Source organism: Pseudomonas sp. GW821-FHT02B10, from assembly GCF_059421865.1.
On the sequence record NZ_JBWKVU010000001.1, the window covers coordinates 280,681 to 300,011 of the forward strand.

17 protein-coding genes are annotated in these 19,331 nt (G+C 63.0%); 3 read left to right on the plus strand and 14 right to left on the minus strand.

Translation table 11 applies throughout. The annotated features are described in order from the left end of the window. Positions 1 to 8: 8 nt before the first annotated feature. The 3 genes from AC07VU_RS01265 to AC07VU_RS01275 are packed head-to-tail and all read left to right on the plus strand — an operon-like array spanning position 9 to position 3,283. The gene (locus AC07VU_RS01265) at positions 9 to 2,216 is read left to right on the plus strand and encodes an FUSC family protein (protein ID WP_085529873.1); all 2,208 of its coding nucleotides are present in this window, start codon (positions 9 to 11) and stop codon (positions 2,214 to 2,216) included. Next, positions 2,206 to 2,406, plus strand: coding sequence for a DUF1656 domain-containing protein (locus AC07VU_RS01270; RefSeq protein WP_007930063.1), 201 nt, complete (start codon positions 2,206 to 2,208; stop codon positions 2,404 to 2,406). Before AC07VU_RS01265 ends, AC07VU_RS01270 begins: the two co-directional genes overlap by 11 nt. A gap of 10 nt (positions 2,407 to 2,416) precedes the next feature. Continuing rightward, the gene (locus tag AC07VU_RS01275) at positions 2,417 to 3,283 is read left to right on the plus strand and encodes an efflux RND transporter periplasmic adaptor subunit (RefSeq protein WP_274305581.1); all 867 of its coding nucleotides are present in this window, start codon (positions 2,417 to 2,419) and stop codon (positions 3,281 to 3,283) included. 108 nt (positions 3,284 to 3,391) lie between these two features. Here AC07VU_RS01275 and AC07VU_RS01280 read toward each other — a convergent pair whose 3' ends face one another. From AC07VU_RS01280 to algG, 14 genes are all read right to left on the minus strand, one after another. Beyond that, positions 3,392 to 4,417, minus strand: coding sequence for an SEL1-like repeat protein (locus AC07VU_RS01280; RefSeq protein WP_274305582.1), 1,026 nt, complete (start codon positions 4,415 to 4,417; stop codon positions 3,392 to 3,394). 316 nt (positions 4,418 to 4,733) lie between these two features. Beyond that, positions 4,734 to 5,729 carry an SEL1-like repeat protein gene (locus AC07VU_RS01285; RefSeq protein ID WP_277587901.1) on the minus strand — a complete coding sequence of 332 codons (996 nt, stop codon included), beginning with the start codon at positions 5,727 to 5,729 and terminating at the stop codon, positions 4,734 to 4,736. Positions 5,730 to 5,949: 220 nt separating this feature from the next. Then, positions 5,950 to 6,774 carry an SDR family oxidoreductase gene (locus AC07VU_RS01290; RefSeq protein WP_457275666.1) on the minus strand — a complete coding sequence of 275 codons (825 nt, stop codon included), beginning with the start codon at positions 6,772 to 6,774 and terminating at the stop codon, positions 5,950 to 5,952. A 36-nt stretch (positions 6,775 to 6,810) separates the two neighbouring features. Next, positions 6,811 to 7,275 (minus strand): hypothetical protein, encoded by a 465-nt coding sequence (locus AC07VU_RS01295; protein ID WP_009042259.1) that lies wholly within the window; start codon positions 7,273 to 7,275, stop codon positions 6,811 to 6,813. A gap of 104 nt (positions 7,276 to 7,379) precedes the next feature. Beyond that, positions 7,380 to 7,775, minus strand: a complete 396-nt coding sequence (locus AC07VU_RS01300) for a hypothetical protein (RefSeq protein ID WP_457275667.1) — start codon at positions 7,773 to 7,775, stop codon at positions 7,380 to 7,382. A gap of 109 nt (positions 7,776 to 7,884) precedes the next feature. Then, a complete protein-coding gene (locus AC07VU_RS01305) occupies positions 7,885 to 8,277 on the minus strand; it encodes a hypothetical protein (RefSeq protein WP_009042263.1) in 393 nt (130 codons plus the stop codon). After that, entirely contained in the window at positions 8,271 to 9,470 is a 1,200-nt protein-coding gene (locus tag AC07VU_RS01310; protein WP_457275668.1) for a hypothetical protein, read from the minus strand. The genes AC07VU_RS01305 and AC07VU_RS01310 overlap by 7 nt, the downstream gene beginning before the upstream one ends. A 381-nt stretch (positions 9,471 to 9,851) precedes the next feature. After that, entirely contained in the window at positions 9,852 to 11,303 is a 1,452-nt protein-coding gene (locus AC07VU_RS01315; RefSeq protein WP_274305587.1) for a mannose-1-phosphate guanylyltransferase/mannose-6-phosphate isomerase, read from the minus strand. A 183-nt stretch (positions 11,304 to 11,486) separates the two neighbouring features. After that, positions 11,487 to 12,143 carry an alginate O-acetyltransferase AlgF gene (locus AC07VU_RS01320; protein ID WP_274305588.1) on the minus strand — a complete coding sequence of 219 codons (657 nt, stop codon included), beginning with the start codon at positions 12,141 to 12,143 and terminating at the stop codon, positions 11,487 to 11,489. Between the two features lie 14 nt (positions 12,144 to 12,157). Beyond that, on the minus strand, positions 12,158 to 13,333 hold the full coding sequence (locus tag AC07VU_RS01325; RefSeq protein WP_062823613.1) for an alginate O-acetyltransferase: 1,176 nt from the start codon (positions 13,331 to 13,333) through the stop codon (positions 12,158 to 12,160). Positions 13,334 to 13,344: 11 nt separating this feature from the next. Continuing rightward, the gene (locus tag AC07VU_RS01330) at positions 13,345 to 14,910 is read right to left on the minus strand and encodes an MBOAT family O-acyltransferase (protein ID WP_495029430.1); all 1,566 of its coding nucleotides are present in this window, start codon (positions 14,908 to 14,910) and stop codon (positions 13,345 to 13,347) included. A 213-nt stretch (positions 14,911 to 15,123) separates the two neighbouring features. Continuing rightward, on the minus strand, positions 15,124 to 16,248 hold the full coding sequence (locus AC07VU_RS01335) for a mannuronate-specific alginate lyase (RefSeq protein WP_009042269.1): 1,125 nt from the start codon (positions 16,246 to 16,248) through the stop codon (positions 15,124 to 15,126). Between the two features lie 7 nt (positions 16,249 to 16,255). Then, positions 16,256 to 17,704, minus strand: coding sequence for an alginate O-acetyltransferase (locus tag AC07VU_RS01340; protein ID WP_495029431.1), 1,449 nt, complete (start codon positions 17,702 to 17,704; stop codon positions 16,256 to 16,258). 11 nt (positions 17,705 to 17,715) lie between these two features. After that, complete coding sequence (gene algG / locus AC07VU_RS01345; RefSeq protein WP_495029432.1) at positions 17,716 to 19,320, minus strand: mannuronan 5-epimerase AlgG; 1,605 nt, start codon at positions 19,318 to 19,320, stop codon at positions 17,716 to 17,718. Positions 19,321 to 19,331: the final 11 nt, after the last annotated feature.

Here is a 19,331-nt window from a genome sequence, read left to right on the forward strand (position 1 = left end):
AAGACCCGATGACTCCCTTGCCTGCACCCTTGCGCTGGCTGTACTCCCTTGAATGGCGCCGGGGTTTCTTCGACTGGGCACGCAGCGACGGCGTGACCTGGGTCTATATCTTCAAGGTCCTGGCCGCCGCGTTCCTCACCCTGTGGCTGGCCATGCGCCTGGAGCTGCCGCAACCGCGCACGGCGATGATCACCGTGTTCATCGTCATGCAGCCGCAGAGCGGCCAGGTGTTCGCCAAGAGCTTCTATCGGTTTCTCGGCACCCTGGCCGGGTCGGCGGTGATGGTGGCGCTGATCGCCCTGTTCGCCCAGAACACCGAACTGTTCCTCGGTTCGCTGGCGATCTGGGTCGGCATCTGCTCGGCCGGTGCCGCGCGTTATCGCAACTTCCGCGCCTACGGCTTCGTGCTGGCCGGCTACACCGCGGCGATGGTCGGTTTACCGGCCCTGGCCCATCCGGACGGGGCCTTTATGGCGGCGGTATGGCGGGTGCTGGAAATCTCCCTGGGGATTCTCTGCTCGACCCTGGTCAGCGCCGCGATCCTGCCGCAGACCGCCAGCGCGGCGATGCGCAACGCCTTGTACCAGCGCTTCGGGGTGTTCGCCCTGTTCGTCACCGACGGTTTGCGCGGCCGCAGCCAGCGCGATGCGTTCGAGAGCGGCAACGTGCGTTTCATTGCCGAGGCGGTGGGCCTGGAAGGCCTGCGCAGCGTCACGGTGTTCGAAGACCCGCACATGCGTCGGCGCAATGGTCGCCTGAGCCGTTTGAACAGCGAGTTCATGGGCATCACCACCCGTTTCAACGCCCTGCACCAGTTGCTCGAACGCTTGCGCAACAGTGCCGCCGAGTATGTGCTGGCGGCGACCAAACCGGGGTTGCAGGACCTCGCCGAACTGCTGGACGGTTTCTCCGGCCGCGCCCTGACCAGCCCCGATGCCGCGCGCCTGGCCGAGCAACTGGCGAGCTACAAGGCCGAGCTGCCGGCGCGGGTGCGCAGCATGCGTGCGCTGTTCCAGGAGCACGAGCCGAGCGATGCCGAGCAGCTGGATTTCCACACCGCCTATGAACTGCTCTATCGCTTCGTCGACGAGCTGCACAGCTATGCCCAGACCCACGCGTCCCTGGCCGAGCACAGCCATGAACGCGAGCGCTGGGACGAGCCCTTCACACCGCAGACCAACTGGCTGGCCTCGGCCGCCTCGGGGATCCGCGCCTCGTTCATCCTGATCGTGCTCGGCAGCTACTGGGTCGCCACCGCCTGGCCCAGCGGCGCCACCATGACCCTGATCGCGGCGGCCACCGTCGGCCTCTCGGCCGCCACGCCGAACCCGAAACGCATGGCCTTCCAGATGGCCTGCGGCACCTTGATCGGGGCCGTGGTCGGCTTCGTCGAGATGTTCTTCGTGTTCCCCTGGATCGACGGTTTTCCACTGCTGTGCGTGATGCTGGCGCCGGTGATCGTGCTCGGTTCGTTCCTCGCTTCACGCCCGCAGTACGCCGGGGTCGGCCTGGGGCTGCTGATTTTCTTCAGCACCGGTTCGGTGCCGGACAACCTGACCGTCTACAACCCCTACGCCTTCATCAACGACTACATCGCCATGGTCATGGGCATGCTGGTCTGCGCCGCTGCCGGGGCGATCATCCTGCCGCCCAACAGCCGCTGGCTGTGGCGCCGCCTGGAGCAGGACCTGCGCGGCCAGGTGGTGTACGCCATCAGCGGCAAGCTCAAGGGCCTGGCGTCGAGCTTCGAAAGCCGCACCCGCGACCTGCTGCACCAGGCCTATGGCCTGGCGGCGGGGCAGCCACAGGTGCAGCGCGAGCTGCTGCGCTGGATGTTCGTGGTGCTGGAGGTGGGCCACGCCATCATCGAGCTGCGCAAGGAGCAGGCGATCCTCCCGGTGCACCCGGCTTACGCCGAATCCCAGCCGTGGCGCCAGGCGATCCGGGTCATGGGCCGTTCGCTGGTGCGGCTGTTCCTGCAACCGGGCCAGAGCAACCTTGCGCGCGCGCTGGTCGCGGTCGATCACGCGATCGGCCGGGTCCAGGCCAGCGACGAACCCTTCGCCCCGCACTTCGATACCTCGGTCTTGCGCCGGGTGAAGAGCTACCTGCACTTCATCCGCAGCTCATTGCTCGACCCGCAATCGCCGCTGGCCGCCTATGCCGCGCCGCCAGCCGTACAGGCCCCGCCCCAAGGACTTGAACATGCCTCGTGAAATCGCCTTCCACGGCGTGTACATGCCGACCATGACCCTGATGTTCTTCATTGCCGCGGCCCTGGCCTGGGCCCTGGACCGCTTCATCTCGGGTTATGACCTGTACCGTTTTTTCTGGCACCCGGCGCTGCTGCGCCTGAGCCTGTTCTGTTGTCTGTTCGGCGCCATGGCGCTGACTGTCTACCGTTGAGAGTCCTTTGATGAAAAAGTTTTTCAGCCTGCTCGCGACCCTGCTGGTGCTGGCCCTGGCCCTGTGGATCGGCCGCACCCTGTGGGTGCATTACATGAACACGCCGTGGACCCGCGACGGCCGGGTGCGCGCCGACATCATCAACGTCGCCGCCGACGTCACCGGCGAAGTGGTGGACGTGCCGGTGCGCGACAACCAGCTGGTGAAAAAGGGCGACCTGCTGATGCAGATCGACCCCGAGCACTACCAGATCGCGGTCAAGCAGGCGCAGTCGCTGGTGGCTTCGAGAAAGGCCACCTGGGAGATGCGCAAGGTCAACGCCCACCGCCGCGCCGACCTGGACAACCTGGTGATCTCCAAGGAGAACCGCGACGACGCCAGCAACATCGCCGACTCGGCCCTGGCCGACTACCAGCAGGCCCAGGCGCAACTGGAGGCCGCCGAGCTCAACCTCAAACGCACCCAGGTGCGCGCCGCGGTCGATGGCTACGTGACCAACCTCAACGTGCACCGCGGCGACTACGCGCGCATCGGCGAGCCGAAGATGGCGGTGGTCGACAGGCATTCGTTCTGGGTCTACGGCTTCTTCGAGGAAACCAAGCTGCCCCATGTGCGCGTCGGCGATAAGGCCGAGATGCAACTGATGAGCGGCGAGGTGCTCAAGGGTCATGTGGAGAGTATTTCCCGCGGCATCTACGACCGCGACAACCCGGAAAGCCGCGAGCTGATCGCCGACGTCAACCCGACCTTCAACTGGGTGCGCCTGGCTCAGCGCGTGCCGGTGCGCATCCATATCGACGAGGTACCGGAAGGCGTGCTGCTGGCGGCGGGGATTACCTGCACGGTGGTGGTGAAGGAGGGTGGGGATGCGCAGTGATCGGGCCGCTGCCGGGCGTGCCTGGGCGGCATCTCTGGCGAGCCGGCTCCCGCGACATATTGCGGGAGCCGGCGGGCGACCAGGCGCTATCGAGCTGGAGAGCGAGGGTTACTTGTAGCTTTTCTGCATGATCGCCAGGGACTTCTTCGCCGTAGCCTCCAAGCCGTCGTCAACGTGGTTGATGGCGACCACCAGCTTTGGGTTCTGCAGCACGTCGACACCGGGGTAACGCTGCTGGGCCAGCCGCGAGACGATGATGTACTGGGTCACCGCATAATGCAGTTTGAACTTGCCGCTGTCCCGGGCCTTGGCGATGGCCGCTTTGACAAAGGCCTGGCGCTCGGCCGTCGTCATGCCCTTGAACAGGTCGGGGATATCGAAATGGATCTCGGCCGAGAAAATGGCCACCTCCTCGGCTCGCGCCTCGTCGTACATCACCTGCTTGCTGGTCACGCGCGCCTTCAGCTGGCTGAAGCGTTGTTCGCCTTCGGCCAGTTGCTCCGGGCTCATCTTGCCTTTCAAGGCATCCAGCTGGCTGGTGTCTTCGGTGTTATCGATGACCTTCAACCAGGCATAGGCCTTCACCAGGTCGCCAGACTCTTCGGCGGCGTCGGCCAGGCTCTGCTGTGGTTCCGGGTTGCCGTGCAGCGCCGAGCGCTCCAGCCAGCGCACCGCCAGCTGCCGGTCCTGGGGGATGTCCTTGTCGCCGAACCAGTAGGTGGCGTACATGCCGTACTCGGCGCACCAATCGTTCTGCGACGCCGAGTAGGCGATGTAGTTGAAGGACTCGCGGTCGCGCTCGGCCTTGGGTCTGTCCGTTTCCTGATCGGTGCTGGTGGACAGGTAGCAGAACGCCCGGGTGTAGTGCGGCGCGGCCATGGCGAAGCAGCTCTTGGCGTTCGTGTAGTCCTCGGCCTCGTACAGCTTGTAACCGGCGCCGTACAGCACATCGGCGTCCATGGCCGGGTTGCAGTACTCGTTGGCGCTGACCTTGGGCAAGACGCTTTCCAGCGTCAGCTTGGGCAGGGTGTCATTCAGTTCGGGGACTTTCGGCTCGGTTTTTTCTGGAGCCGTGGTGGCGCAAGCCGCCAGCAAGACAGCCAATGCCAGTGGCAGCACGTTGAACAATTTCAATGGATATTCCCTGATCTGCGATTGAATGAAGAGGCGCATGGAATGAAGCAGAGACAGGACGGGAGAGGGGGGAGCTTGAGCAGTTCCGTGCTTCAGTGTCGACGCCAGCGATTCCATGCTGTGTTGAGCGCAAACGCTCAAGAGGCGCGCATTCTACTGGGATTGCGAGGGGGCACAACCTCAGCATGAAGCTAGATTGCTGGAGGAACGGCCGGGGCCCTTCGTCGGCAAGCCGGCGCCTAAAAACAGCGGCCATACATAGGCCCCTATAGGTAGGCGCGGCCGGGCGGCGTTCCATGTGCCGACGAAGGCGCGGTTACAGGGCGGCCTGGCCGAGGATCACGTCGGCTTTCTTCACTGCCTCACTCACTTCCAGCTCTTTATCACTGAGCAGCTGCACGATCTGCGGGTTCTGCAGCACATCGACGCCGGCCTGCTTCAACTGGGCCTGCCGCGCGATGATCACATAGGCGTAAAGCTGGCCACGGGTGCTGAACTCGGGACGGGCGCTCACCGTGGCCACGGCCTGCTCCATGAGCGCATGACGCTCGGCCACCGACAGGCCCTTGAAGGTCTCGGGGTATTCCATATGGATGTTCGCCGAGTACACCGCGATGTTTTCCTCGCGGGCTTCCTTGCGCACCGCGTCCTTGCTGGTGACGTGCTTGCCCAGTTGCTCGAAACCTTGTTCGCCTTCGCTGAGTTGCTGCGGGTTCATCCGTTGTTTCAAGGCGTCGATCTGTGCGCTGTCATCCAGGACCCTGGCCCAGCTGTAGGCCAGCGGCAGATTGTTCTTGTTGCTGTGCAGGCGCACCAGGGTCTGTTGCGCGTCCGCATCGCCATGGCGCGCGGAGCGCTCCAGCCAGCGCAGGCCGAGGTCGCTGTCCGGGGTCTGCCCGCGCATGCCGTAGGTGAAGTTCTGGAACATGCCGAACTCGGCGCAGGAGTCGTTCTTCACTGCGGAATAGGCCATGTAGCCGAAGGCTTCGCGGTCGCGCTCGGCGCTGTCCTTGCTGCTGTCCTGTTCTGCGATGCTCGCCAGGTAGCACAGGGCCCGGTCGTGGGTGGGGGCGGCCATGATCAGGCAACTGCGCGCCTGCTCGGGTTTGTCGTCGTTGTACAGCTGGTAGCCGATGCCATACAGCAGATCGCTGTCCAGCTTGGGGTTGCAGTACTCGTTGGCGACGGCTGGCGGCAACAGCTCCTTGAGGCTGAGCTGGGGCAGGGTGGCGTTCAGTTCCTCGTCTGGCGACGGTGTACAGCCGATCAATACAGTGGCCAAGGCCAGCGGCAGCAGGTGTTGAGGTTTCAATGGATATTCCCTGATCGACGATTGAGTGACGGCGAGCATGGAAGGAGAGGGGGAGTTTCAGCGGTTCGCCAGCGATCCATGCGGCCTGATCGAGGCCCTGGGAGCCTCGAGTGCGCGCATTCTACTGGGATTGGGAGAGGGTACAACCTAGGCGACTAAAAGACGTTTTCTGGAACCCGTGGGAACGGCCGGGCGACGTTCCGCTGCCGGTGATCGGCCGTTACAGTTTTGCGCCCAGGCCAAAACGCTTCATCAGCGCCTTCTCCAGCAAACCCTTGGGCAACAGACTGGCCATCAAGGGCAACGCCCGGCTGCCATTACCGATCCGAACCAGGCGTGGCGGTTTGTCCTGCTGCACGGCCTTGAACAGCCTGGCGGCAAATTCGCCAGCGGGCGTCGGGTGGTCCTGGGAGGCCCTGGCCCGTGCGCGGATGCCTTCGCGCAATGGCCACCAGGGCGATCGTTCGGTCAACAGCTGTTCGGCTTCGTGCCCGGCATTCTTGGCAAAGCTCGAAGCGATGGCGCCGGGCTGGACCTCCATCACCCGGATGCCGAACGGCGCCAGCTCCATGCGCAGCGCATCGCTCAAGGCATGCACCGCCGCCTTGGAGGCGCAGTAGGCACCGGCAAAAGGCGTCACCAGGACGCCCGACACACTGCCGATATTCACCACCAGCCCGCGGCTGCGGCGCAGCACCGGGAACATGGCCCGGGTCACGCCGACCAGGGCGAACACATTGGTTTCGAACTGCCGCTGCATGGCCTCGACACCGCCATCCAGCAGCGGGCCCATGGCGCCGTAGCCGGCGTTGTTGATCAGCAGGTCGAGGCCGCCATATTGCTGGTTGATGCGTTCGCCCAGGGCAGTGAGCGCCGGGCCGTCGTTGACGTCCAGTTGCACCGCGTCAAAACCCGCGGCTTGCAGCATGGCCACGTCCTCGGCCCTGCGGGCGGTGGGCAGGACGGTGAAACCGGCGGCCTTGAAAACATCCGCCAGGGCGCGGCCGATGCCGCTGGAACAACCGGTGATCAGCGCAACGGGCATGGCGCGGTCCTTGTGCAAAAAGAGGGAAGGGGGGAATCAGTCGGAGAAACTGCCCTGCAAGCGCTCGGCGCGAAACTCCAGGGTTTGCGGGCGGTAGCCGGGGCGCAGCGGCGGCAGGGGCAGGCAGTCTTCCCAGTTGGCGCCGGCCTGCAACTCGCCGGGGCCGCGATAACGCGGGGCGCTGTACTGGTTGTCGGCCAGGTTCACGGTGTCGCCCGGGGCGTAGGCGGCGACGCGCCAGCGCAGTTCGGTCAGCGGCACATCGTTGCCGTTGTTCATCTTCAGCAGCAGCGGGCGATCCGCCGGGCAATGCTCGGGGGCATAGCTGATGCGCAATTCCAGGCGCGCCAGTTGCTGGGCTTCGCGGTTGTCCAGCCAGACCACCCACACCGCCACCAGGCCCAGGCCGACAGCGGCGGCCATGGACACCGGCAAGGCCTTGGCGGGGTAGCGGACCAGCAGGATCAGCCAGGTGATAACCAGCAGAACGCCGATGAACATGAGGTGAACCTCGGGGGGAAATAGAGCAGTCATCCTACCTAAGCGTAGGTGGGATTGGCCATGGTTGTGGTGGGCTGCGGCTGCCTCCGTACCCGTGCCACACCTCAGTGCTTAGTCAGTTTCAACAGCGCATACATAGTCGAGCCCCAGACCAGAAGCACGACATCCATCCAGTTTCTGATGGTCAGCAGGCGCTGGAGATGTGGCGGAAAATTGTCTATGTCTTCCTCGGAAAGAAAGCCTCTACGAACCGCCGGGGCAGGCCAAAGCATCGATCCTCGAACGGCGGCCAGCATTACAAAATGGGTGAACCATCCCTCGTAGGGAAGGCTCTCGGCCCAGCGATAAAAGTGTTGGCTCCGTTGCAGGGCCTCCAGCATTTCTCTCAGGTAGCGACGGCTCAGGTAGTAGCTGAACGAGAGGTTTATTACGCACAGTAGAAGCGGACTGGCGACCAGTACGAGGCCTAACCATGAATACCAAAAACTCTTTGCCATCATGGTCGGAGTACCCCGTAAATAACTTCCTCAGTTCTTTCCCGGCTCATCACCTGAATAACTGTCTTGGATGCTTTCATCCCACAAGACGTGTAAAGCTCCATAGAGGTCATCAGCTATCCAACTTCAAAAACGTATACACAATGGCTGTCCATAGGATCACAACGCCGTCCAACGTATTTTTTACAGTCAGAAGGTGTTTCAGTCGTGGAGGGAAATTGCGTACATCCTTTGCACAAAGAAAGCCTCTACGAACTCCGGCGTTAGGGAAGAGCATCATTCCTCGAACGCTGACAAACATCAGAATGCGCTCGAACCATCCCTGATAGGGAAGCTTGTCGAGCCATCCATAGAAGTAAGAACTCTCCTGCATGGCTACCAGCATCTCTTTCAAGTGGCGGCGACTCAGGTAGTAGCTGAATGTAAGACTTGCAAGAGCTAGCAGAACTGGACAGAGGAGCAGTACAAGCGCGATCCCTGAATACCAGAATTTCTCATCTACCATGGCTGATTGCGCTCATAAATGATTTCCCCAATCCTCTCCCCAATCACATCACCAGAATCTGTTCCCAGGGATGCTCCTACGCCTACCAAGGTTGCAACACATAGCACTCCGCCAATTGCGGTAGAGGCCCCGAGAGCAGCACAAATAAATCTGCTTCCTGCCATTGCGGTTTCAGTACCCAGTATTCCTCCAGCGGTTGCCCCGGCAAACTTCCCCGTCTCAGTAAACATCACCTTCCTGCAACTCTGATTATCTGACCCCCCCTGACAAACCTCCTGAACCTTCAACACCGACGAAACACCACCCAGCGCAATCCCTACATACCCACCCATCTGCATGTACTTCGCCGCGCGGCTGACCGATTTTACGTGGACGACATAGCCCGGTATCTGCCCGGGCCCACCGGCCTTGTCCCATTGATGGACCAGGCTGCGGCTGGAGAGGCCGAGGGCGGTTTTCAGCTTGGGGTGGTCGCCCAGGGTGGTGTAGCCGCGCAGGCGGGTGGAGTTCAGCAGTTGGGCGTCCAGTTGCCTGAGCAATTGCTGGCGCCGGGCGAAGAACTCGGGGGATTTGAGGTGGCCGTGTTGGCGGTAGCTGTCTTGATGCAGACGTTCCATGTCGTGCAGGGTCTCGCGCAGTTTGTCCAGGTGTTTGCCCATCGTCGCGGTGCCGATGCCCAGCCAGGTCGAGGCCTGGCCGGTAAAGCCGGCGATCTCGGCCTGATGGCGAACCATGAAGTCGGCGGCTTCGGGTGTCAGGGGGTCGAGGGCGATCTTAACCTGCTCGGCGGTGAACATGAGTTGTGCTTCCTCGTAGGTGCAGGCGTGGTTGGCGGGGGCGCTGAGCACGATCAGACTGCCGGCCTTGACCGTATCGCCAAGGCCTGGATTGAGGGCCAGGTATTTGGCCAGAACGTCGGATGAGGGGTTGTCGAACAGGCGGCGCTGCAACTCGCTCGGCGGCATGCTCCGGGGCACGATGTAGAAGCCTGGGGCGACAGGCGTAGAGGGTTGGACCTGTGAGGGTTTCGCAGGAGTGTCGAGGCCTTGAGGCGTGGTCAGTATCGAGGTGTTCTTTGTACGTGCGCCCGGCAGCGGTGGATTCGGGTTGGCCGGGCGCAGTACGCGCGGCATCGGTGTCGGTTCGCCGCGCGAATCGGTGGTGTATTTGTTGCCGGAGAGTTGCTCGGCCATCGCTGTGTTCGCTATGTGTTTGAGCCTCGCGAAACACTAATGAGCGGTATGGATGGAGTCGTTGAGAGCTATCTGAAACGCCCTGCGGTGTTTTCGAAATGTCGGGTAGGAATTGGCGAAACGACTGTAGCCGCTGCCGCAGGCTGCGATCGACCGCGAAGCGGGCGCAGGGTCATGAGATCGCTGGAAGGCCTTCGGCCTTATCGCAGCCTGCGGCAGCGGCTACAGGAGATCCTCGTTCAGGCGCGCGGACATAAAAAAGCCCCCGCCCAACCGCCTGCGGATAGGGGACGCAGTCGGTCGGACGGGGGGTGCAAGGACTTGCTGACAACGACTCCCTGCTTTTACTTGCAGCTTGCCGCTTGAAACTTGTCGCTGTGGTTACTGGGCGATGGTTTTCACCGAGATACCGCGTTCCACCGGGGTGGAGCGGCCGTAGATGTCTTCGAAGCGTTCGATGTCGTCTTCGCCCAGGTAGCTGCCCGATTGCACTTCGATGATCTCCAGCGGGATCTTGCCCGGGTTGCGCAGGCGGTGCACCGAGGCGATCGGGATGTAGGTGGACTGGTTTTCGGTGAGCAGGAACACGTTCTCGTCGCAGGTGACTTCGGCGGTGCCGCTGACCACGATCCAGTGTTCGGCGCGGTGGTGGTGCATCTGCAGGGACAGGCACGCGCCCGGCTTGACCGAGATGTGCTTGACCTGGAAGCGCCCGCCCATGTCCACCGAGTCGTAGGAGCCCCACGGACGGTAGACCTCGCAGTGGTTCTGGGTTTCGCTGCGGCCCTGTTCGTTGAGGGTGTTGACCATCTGTTTGACGCCTTGGACCTTGTCCTTGTGGGCGATCATCATGGCGTCCTTGGTTTCCACGACCACGATGTTTTCCAGGCCGATCACCGACACCAGCTTGCCGTTGCCGTGGATCATGCAGTTGCGGCTGTCCTGGATCACCACGTCGCCCTTGCTGACGTTGCCGTTGACGTCCTTTTCATGCACGTCCCATAGCGACGACCAGCAGCCCACGTCGCTCCAGCCGGCGCTCAGCGGCACCACGCAGGCGCGCTGGGTCTTTTCCATCACTGCGTAGTCGATGGAGTTGTCCGGGCAGCAGGCGAAGGTGGCCGGGTCGAGGTCCACGGTGTCGGCGTCCTGGGCACTGCGTTCCAGGGTCAGCAGGCAGGTGTCGTAGATGTCCGGGTCGTGCTTTTTCAGCTCTTCGAGGAAGCGGCTGGCGCGGAACAGGAACATGCCGCTGTTCCAGAAGTAGCCACCGGCCTCGACGAACTCGGCGGCGCGCTTGACGTCGGGTTTCTCGACGAAGTGCGAGACGCGGCTCACGCCTTCCGGCAGCAGCGCATCGTTGGTCGACTTGATGTAGCCATAACCGGTTTCCGGCTTGGTCGCCGGCACGCCGAACAGCACCATCTCGCCACGCTCGGCAGCCACGGTGGCCAGGGCCAGGGCGCGTTGCAGGGCTTTCTGGTCTTCCAGCACGTGGTCGGCCGGCAGCACCAGCATCAGTTCGTCGCGACCTTCGTTGACCAGCATCATCGCGGTCAGGGCCACAGCCGGCGCGGTGTTGCGGCCGAACGGCTCCATCAGGATGCGCTGGGCTTCGAGTTTGCGCGCCGCCAGCTGCTCGTTGACGATGAAACGGTGGTCCTTGTTGCAGACCACGATCGGCGTGTCCATGCCTTCGAACACCAGGCGCTCGAGGGTTTGCTGGAACAAGGTGTGTTCGCCGGTCAGGGCGAGGAACTGCTTGGGGAATTGCTTACGCGAAAGCGGCCAAAGACGTGAGCCACTACCACCTGACAAGATCACCGGAATCATGTTGTTACTCCTTCAAATACCGTTTGGGTTAGAGCCACGAAAGTTCTGTCGTTTCACTCTCTTGTTGTTGTCTCGGTGTAGCCGCTGCCGAGGTACGAGGCTGCGATGGGCTGCGAAGCGGCCCCTGAGGGCGGTCCTGCGGACCGCTTCGCAGCCTCGTACCTCGTCAGCGGCTACAGGTTCTTAACGTGTCGAGACCGGGCGCTTGACCCAGACTGGCGACAGGCTGCTGCCGTTGCCGGTGACGTAGAGCACCGCGGCTTCGCCGCGCTCCAGGGCGACCGGCTTGAGGTCGCTGACTTTTTTCTCGCCCTCGTACAGCGCGAAGCTGACTTTCACCGGGTTGATTTCACGTTCGCCACGGCCCTTGGCGGCCACCGACTGGACCACGTCGGTCTTGCCGTCGGCGGTCTTCAGGGTCAGGGCCTTGTCGCTCAGGTTTTGCACCCGGACCAGGGACTTCTGCTTGTTCTTGAACGGCGGTTCTTCGATCAGTTGCGGCTGGCCGCTAGCGTTGTTGACCAGGGTGTAATAGTGGTCGGCGGCGAGTTTCACCGGCACGCTCTGGCTGCCGACCTTGGCGGTGTAGTCGCCGCCGGGCATGAAGCTGAAGTCACTGCTGGCCAGCGGCGCGACGTCGCTGAGGCTGGTGCTGCCGACGGTGGCGCTGACTTCCTGGTTGCTGGCGTTGTAGATACGCACGAAGGACGAGCCTTTGGGCGCGGTCGGGCCGTACAGCGCGGCGTCGCCACCGGCGAAGGCCTGCATCGACAGCAGGCTCACACCGGCTACCAGTGCAAGAGACTTGGCGAGACGACGAGGAGTTGGAGTGAAAGTCATGGTGTACCTCTCTTTCAGTTTTGCGCCCGATCGGGCGTCTCGGATTTGTTGAGTGCAGCTACGTTCTGTTGGCGGGCGCCGGCTTGTTTGAGCTCTGCGACCCACTGCGGGTCGGCGTCGCCGATTTCGTTATTGACCGGCAGATATCGTTCGGGGAACTCCCAGATCAGCACCTGGGGCGGGCTGTTCTTGAAGGCATCGCTTTTCAGGTAGCTGAGCATCGGCAACACCGGGCCGTGGCCGTCTTCGGCGTAGCTGACCACGTCGCTGTGCAGGGCCTGCTTGAGCGCGCCGACGAAGTTCCAGTTCGGGTTGGCGCTGTAGCTGGTGCCCACCAGGGCCACCGGTACTTCGTTGTCGGCGAACAGCGCGTCGTCGGCGGCCGGCTGATCGTCGGCGGCGCGGGTCACGCGTTTTTGCAGCGGCTCCTTGGCCGGCATCAGGTTCTCGAACAGCGGGTCCAGGGGCAGGAACAGGCGCAGGTCGCCCTTGTGCACCACGGTCTGCTCGGCTTCGGTGACGAAGCGTTGCGGCTGGCCCATCAGCGGTGCCTTGTCGGCGATCGCCTTGGCCAACTGGTTGGCGGCGACTTCGGCGCCGGCCGGGGTCCAGTGGGTGTCGGTGCGCAGGAACACTTGCTGGCCGTTCTGCTTGGCCTGTTGCAGCGGGCCCAGCAGGTCGGGGGCGAGGATCTTGTCGGCCGCCACCCGGGCGTGGAAGTCCTGGTAGAGGTTGGCGTGGATGCTGGCCGGCTGGACGTCGCCCAGGTGTTCCGGGTACAGGCGCACCTTGGCCGGCACGATCGCCATCACCAATTTCACACCTTTCTCTTTCAGGGCCTGGCGCACGCCTTCGACCAGCGCGTAGTTGCCTTGCAGGTTGAGCTCTTCGTTGACGATCGGGTGGAACTCTTCATCGCTGTACAGCCACTGGTCGCGGCCGAGCACCACGCCCGGACGACCTTCGTTGAACAGCTTGAAGTCCAGGGCCGCCCACAGGTTGGTGCCCAGGCGCTTGATCGGGAACTCGTCGTCGTAGTGGGTTTCCACGGCCTTGGCCCAGCGACCGTTGAGCACGGTGGCGTCGTTGCTGGTGCTGAAGCCGAAGAAGCTGCGCACCGACCACAGGCCCAGGACCATCAGGGTCACCAGGAACAGGGCAATATAGAAGACGCGTAATGAGCGGGTCATGGTCAGATCCCTCAGAACTGGAAGTAAAGGAACGGCGAGAAGCTTTGCGCCGAGAGTTTGAGAATCGAAGCGATGAACAGCAGCAGCACCAGGGCGCGCATCACGTAACGCGGCCAGTCGGCGACCCAGTAGGCCGGCTGGACCTGGGCTTCGACGCCCACGGTGTAGCCCGGCTGGTGGATGCTGTCCGGCTTGTCCCCCGGTACGGCCTTGATCAGGCCCGGCTGGGCGGTGGCCGGACCGTCGGCCTCGGTGTTGATTTCAGGCTTGCTCTTGACCGGCGTCGGGTTGCGATACAGGTCACGCAGGCCGAAGAACGCCAGGGTGGCGTAGGCCACGACCAGGGTCGCCACTTGCAGGCCGGTGAGGCTGGCGCGGTTGAGTTCCGACAGCGACCAGTCGCCGAAGCTGAACATGGCGCCGTACATGCGACCGGCGACGTGCAGGTTCTCGGCGCGGAAAATCACCCAGCCCATTACCACCAGCAGGAAGGTCAGCGACCAGCGGATCGGGTTCAGGCTGCGTGGCGAAGTGTTGATGCCGAGCATCTTCTCGATCGCCAGCCACATGCCGTGCCAGGCGCCCCAGACCACGTAGGTGATGTTCGCGCCGTGCCACAGGCCACCGAGCAGCATGGTCAGGAACAGGTTGCGATAGGTCATCAGCGTGCCTTTGCGGTTGCCGCCCAGGGTGATGTACAGGTAGTCGCGCAGCCAGGTGGACAGGCTGATGTGCCAGCGCCGCCAGAACTCGGTGATCGACTGGCTGATGTAGGGCTGCTTGAAGTTTTCCATGAAGCGAAAACCCATCATCAAGCCCAGGCCGATGGCCATGTCGCTGTAGCCGGAGAAGTCGAAGTACAGCTGCGCGGTGTAGGCCAGGGCGCCCAGCCAGGCGTCGCCCGTGGTCGGGTTCTGCAGGGCGAAGCAATGGTCGGCGACCACCGCCAGGGTGTCGGCGATGAACACTTTCTTGATGAAGCCCTGCATGAAGCGCGTGCAGCCTTCGGAGAACTTGTCCAGGGTGTGGGTGCGGTTGTTGAACTGGTCGGCCAGGTCGCGAAAACGCAGCACGGGGCCGGCGATCAGGTGCGGGAAGATCGCCACGAACGCCGCGAAGTCGATCAGGTTGCGGGTGGCCGGGGTGTCGCCGCGGTAGACGTCGATGATGTAGCTGATGGACTCGAAGATGTAGAACGAGATACCGATCGGCAACAGCACGTGGGTCAGGATGAACGGCTCAAGACCGAACGAGGTCATGATCGCGTTGATGCTGTCCACGCCGAAGTTGGCGTACTTGAAGTAGCCGAGGATGCACAGGTCGACCGCCACGCCAAGCAGCAGCCAGCGCTGGGCCGGCTTGGTGCGTACACCGGCGGCGCCGACTTTCAGGCCGATCCAGTAGTTCCACAGGGTGACGCCGGCGAACAGCGCCAGGAAGTCCACCCGCCACCAGGCATAGAACACGTAGCTGGCGATCAGCAGCAGCAGGTTGCGATAGCGTTGCCCGCTCAGGTAGTACAAGCCGAGAAAGATCGGCAAGAACAGGAACAGGAACACATTGGATGAGAAAACCATCCCGATCTCTCCATGTTTGACCAACAGTAAAGGGCCAGAGCCCCCCCAAACCCCCCCCGTGAAAAACCGGGGGCGGCGTATTGCATTCGCCCGTAGCCGCTGCCGAGGTACGAGGCTGCGATCGGCCGCGAAGCGGTCGTGCTCTTGAGGACCTCGGAAGGCTCTTCGAGCCTTGTCGCAGCCTCGTGCCTCGGCAGCGGCTACAGGTGTCGCTTACGAACCCTTGTTGCCCTTCTCGTGCGAGGGGTCGTAGACCTTGGTCAGGTCGCCACCCAGGCGGAAGGTCTTGAACGGTTGCATCTTGTGCTTGCGTTCCAGTACATCCGGGGCGCAGGTGTAGAGGCTGCAGAAGGGTTCGAGCCAGGCGAATTTCGAGTCGACCTTGAGGTCGGTCATGTCCTGTTCCTTGCCGTTCTTTTCCTCGAACTCGTCCGGGTCTTTCACCCCGGCCAGCACCCGCTCGCCCAGGCGTTTCAGGGCGCCGTTGTTCTCCTGGCGCAGGTCGACGCCGTTGACCTGGGCGAAGCTGGCGATCATCGCCAGCGGCGGCAGGGCGTAGTTGTGATAGGCCAGGGCGCGTTGCTGGCGCTTGAGTTCGTTGGGCAGGAAGCCGTCGGCGTCGACCTGGTGGGCGCCGACTTTGTATTCCTTCACCGCCCAGTCGAACAGGTCGCGGCGGTTGGTCGCCACGGCGGTGGCCATCACCGACCAGGCGGCCCAGTACGAGTGGTTGTTGGTCTGCTCCAGTGGCAGGTTGTCCCAGTCGCTGACCACCTGGTCGGCCATCTTGCTGAACCAGGCCTCGATCTGCTGCGCCTGCTGCTGGTGAGTGTCCAGCGGATGGGAGTCGGAGAACTTCAGGCGCAGGTAGGCCGAAGCCATGCTGCCTAGGGCCCATTTGCGCATGGACTTGCCAGTGTGGTTGAAGTCCTTGGACATCAACGCATCGGCCTGGGCCCAGGCGCTCAGCCAGCTCAGGGTGCAGTCCAATTGTTCCGGACGGCCGTCGCGCATGAACTGCATCACCCGCTTGCTGGTGCCGCGCTCGATCTTGGTGATGTCGGCGGTGCTGTCGCGAAAGGCCTTTTCCGATTGCACGTTGAGGGTCGCGCGAGCCTTGTCCGAACCTTCGTACTTGCTGCGAAATTGCAGCGAGCCGGTGTAGGGCGCGGGCATGGCGTCGCAGCCTTCGCTGTGGTCGCCGCTCTTGAATTTATCCACCGGCGCGTAATAACCCTGGGGCGGGCGCAGTGGGGCCGCGGCCTGGGTTGCGCCTGCGAACATCGCCAGGCTCAACAGGCTCGGTGCCAGTAACTGTTTCAGCGTTTTGCTTTGCATAGGAACCTCATTGCCCGATTTGCGCGGTGCGTTGACCGGCATCCGGGAATACGTTGCGTTTGCAAATTTTCGCTTCGACTTTCTGTGCCGCGGCGTCGGCTTCCGGACCCTGGACTTCGACCGCCAGCAGGTTCTGCGAGGCCCAGTCTTCGTCGGTGCGCAGTTCAAAGGCGAAACGCCCGTCGGTGTCGGATGTTTCCGGTTTGTCGATCTTGATGTCCTCGTGGCGCCCGTTCATGTACCAGAGGGTGGCTTGCAGGGTTTTCACCGAGGTGTCGGCGAAGCGGATATCGACCTGGTGGCTGCTGTTACGCAGGTCCATGTTCTTGCTGTTGACCATCAGCTCGTTCTTGCCGGGCTTGAGGGTGGCGCTGGCGCTCATTTGCGCCGGCTTGCCTTCGCAGCCGTTGTCGAGCAGGGCCATCATCTGCCGGTAGATGGTTTCCTGGTCCAGGCGGTACAGCGGCGAGAATTCCCAGATCAGGATCTTCGGTGGCTTGGTCTGGAATTCCTCGCTGCCCAGGTACTGCAGCATGGAGCCTTCGAAGCCGCCGCCGGGGAAGGCGACGTTGAGAATGTCGGCGCCGATCTCTTCCTGCAGGAAGCCGGCGAAGTTGTAGTTCTTGCCACTGTGGCTGGTGCCCACCAGGGTGATCTCCGGGTTGCCGGAATCACCGAACAGGTCGCCGTCGCCGGCCTCGCCCTTGGGTTCGGTGGTGAACTGGTCCATGTACTGGATCGCGTAGCTGGTGCCGCAGAGCTGGCCGGCCATGTTGTGCAGGGTGCCGGTCTTGCCCATGCGCCCGGACTTGTGGGTCTCGAACTCACGCTTGGGAATGTCGGCGAAGGCCGGCAACTGCTTGACCTTCTGCGCCACGATCTTCGCCGTGCGCTGGGCGCCGTACGGGGTCCAGTGCTGGTCGCCGCGGAAGTAGAAGTCGTGGGCCGGCAGGGTCTCCGGCAGTTGCTCGTTGGTCAGCGGCGACAGGTCCGGCACCACGTAGCCCATCTGGGCGAAACGGCCGAGCATGCCCTGGTAGTTTTTCAGCGCCTTGTCGTAGTCGAAGCTGGCCTTCTCCTGCGGGTTGAGCTTGTTGCGGTTCACCAGGCCACGGGTCGGCTGGTAGACCAGCACCAGCTCCACGCCCTTGCTCTTGAAGGCATCGTGCAGCTGTTGCAGGCGGCGATAACCTTCCGGCGTGGTGTTGAATTCGGTACGCAGGTCTTCCTGGGTGCGGAACAGCCAGTCGCCCTGGGCTTGCACCAGGGTGGTGAAGTTCTGCTGGTAGCGGGTGGTGTAGTTCTTCGCGTCATGGGCCGCCGGGCACAGGTTGCAGCAGGGCTCGGCGGTGAACTTCGGTGCCTGGGTTTCGTCGGCGCGAGCGCTGTTGCTGGCGGCGAGAATGCCCGCGGTCAATGCCGAGAGGCTCAAGAGTTTGATCAGGTGTGGGCGCATGACAGTCATCCTCAATCGCGCATTTCGGTCTGGCGTTCGACAGGGTCGATCAGCACGGCTTTCTGCTGGCGCACCAGCAGGTCAAGAATTTCGTCCTGGCGCTCGCCGAGGATCCCCGAGAAGCTGATGCCGCTGCTCTTGGTCGGGGCGAGCATGGACACGCGGTACAGCTCGACGCTCAACGGCGAGTCGATGGACATCGGGCCGCTGCCATTGGCGGCCAGCTCGCCGCCGACCACGATCAGCGACACCTGGGCGTCGAACGGGTCGAGCTTGATGTCGCGGTCGGTGTCGGAGAGGTCCTTGATGTGGCCGTAGACGCCGGTCAGGCCGTTGGCCATGGCGACGTTCTCGTACAGGCGGATGTTCACGCTGTTGCGAATGCGGATGCCGTGGCGCCGGTTGCTGATCACCTTGTTACCCCACAGCAGGTTGTCGGCACTCTCGTAGAGGGTGATGCCGTCGGTGTGGTTGCGGTAGATCTCGTTGTCGGCGATCAGGTTGTTCACGCTGTTACGGTCGATCACCAGGCCCGAAAGGTTGTTCTCGTAGCTGCGGTTGTTGAAGATGAAGCTGTCGTTCACTTCCCGGGAAATGATGATCCCGTGCTTCTTCTTGGTCCCGTAGACGGTGTTGTCGGCGATGATCAGCCGGTGCGAACGGTCGTGGGGGTCGATGCCGTAGACGATGTTGTCCTTGTAGGTGTTGCCCTTGACCACGAAGTCGCGGGTCTCGTAGCAATAGAAGCCGTACCACATGTCCGAGAACTCAGAGCCGATGATCCAGCCGGTGGGTTCGGGGCGCTTGAGCACCTTGGCCATGTTCGGCGTGTACTGGGAAATACTCACGCCGTAGGACTTACTGTTGGCGTAGCCGAAGCTGGCCATCTTGCTGTTGACGATGTAGGTCTCGGTGCCGCCCCAGGCCAGCAGGAACGGACGGAATTCCTTGGGCGAGTTGAACGTCGCCGGGCCGTTGTCCTTCTCGCGCCAGCCGGTGACCTTGGTGTCGCGCACGAACAGCTGGCCGTCGTTGACCAGGAACGAACCGCCTTCCTGGGACAGGCGCAGTTCCTGGGTCTGCTGGTCGATTTCCAGGATGCCCTTGCGCCCGACCACGATCGGCAGCCGCGCCAGGTAAACGCCCGGCGAGGTTTCGCTGATGTACTGCTTGGGCAGCTTCTTCGCCAGCTCCTTGAGGTTGACGTAACCGTCGTCGATGAAGATCGCCTGGGGGATGCCGTGCTGGCGCACCACCCATTCGGCCATCTTGTTGTCACCGCCGATAAAGTCCTTCAGCGCGTCTTCCTGCATCATGCGGCGCACGCTGATCTTGCCGGGCTTGCTGCGCACGATCTTCGCCGCCGCCGCTTCGGCGGTGTAGCCGGAGAGGTCGGGCAGGGCCGGCTTGGCCAGGTTCAGCGGCGCGGTGGGCGCGCTGCTGACGGTGTAGGTCTTGGCCTGTTGCAGCTCCTTGGCCACGGTCGGCTGCTTGCCGGGCGCGGCGGCCGGGGCCGGTTCGACGTTGGCGAAGGCGGCGCTGCTGGCCAGCAGCATGGCGCCGGCCAACAGGCTGATCGAGCCTCTGATCGCTGGGCTGTTCATCGGGCTGTTCATCTCAGGCACTC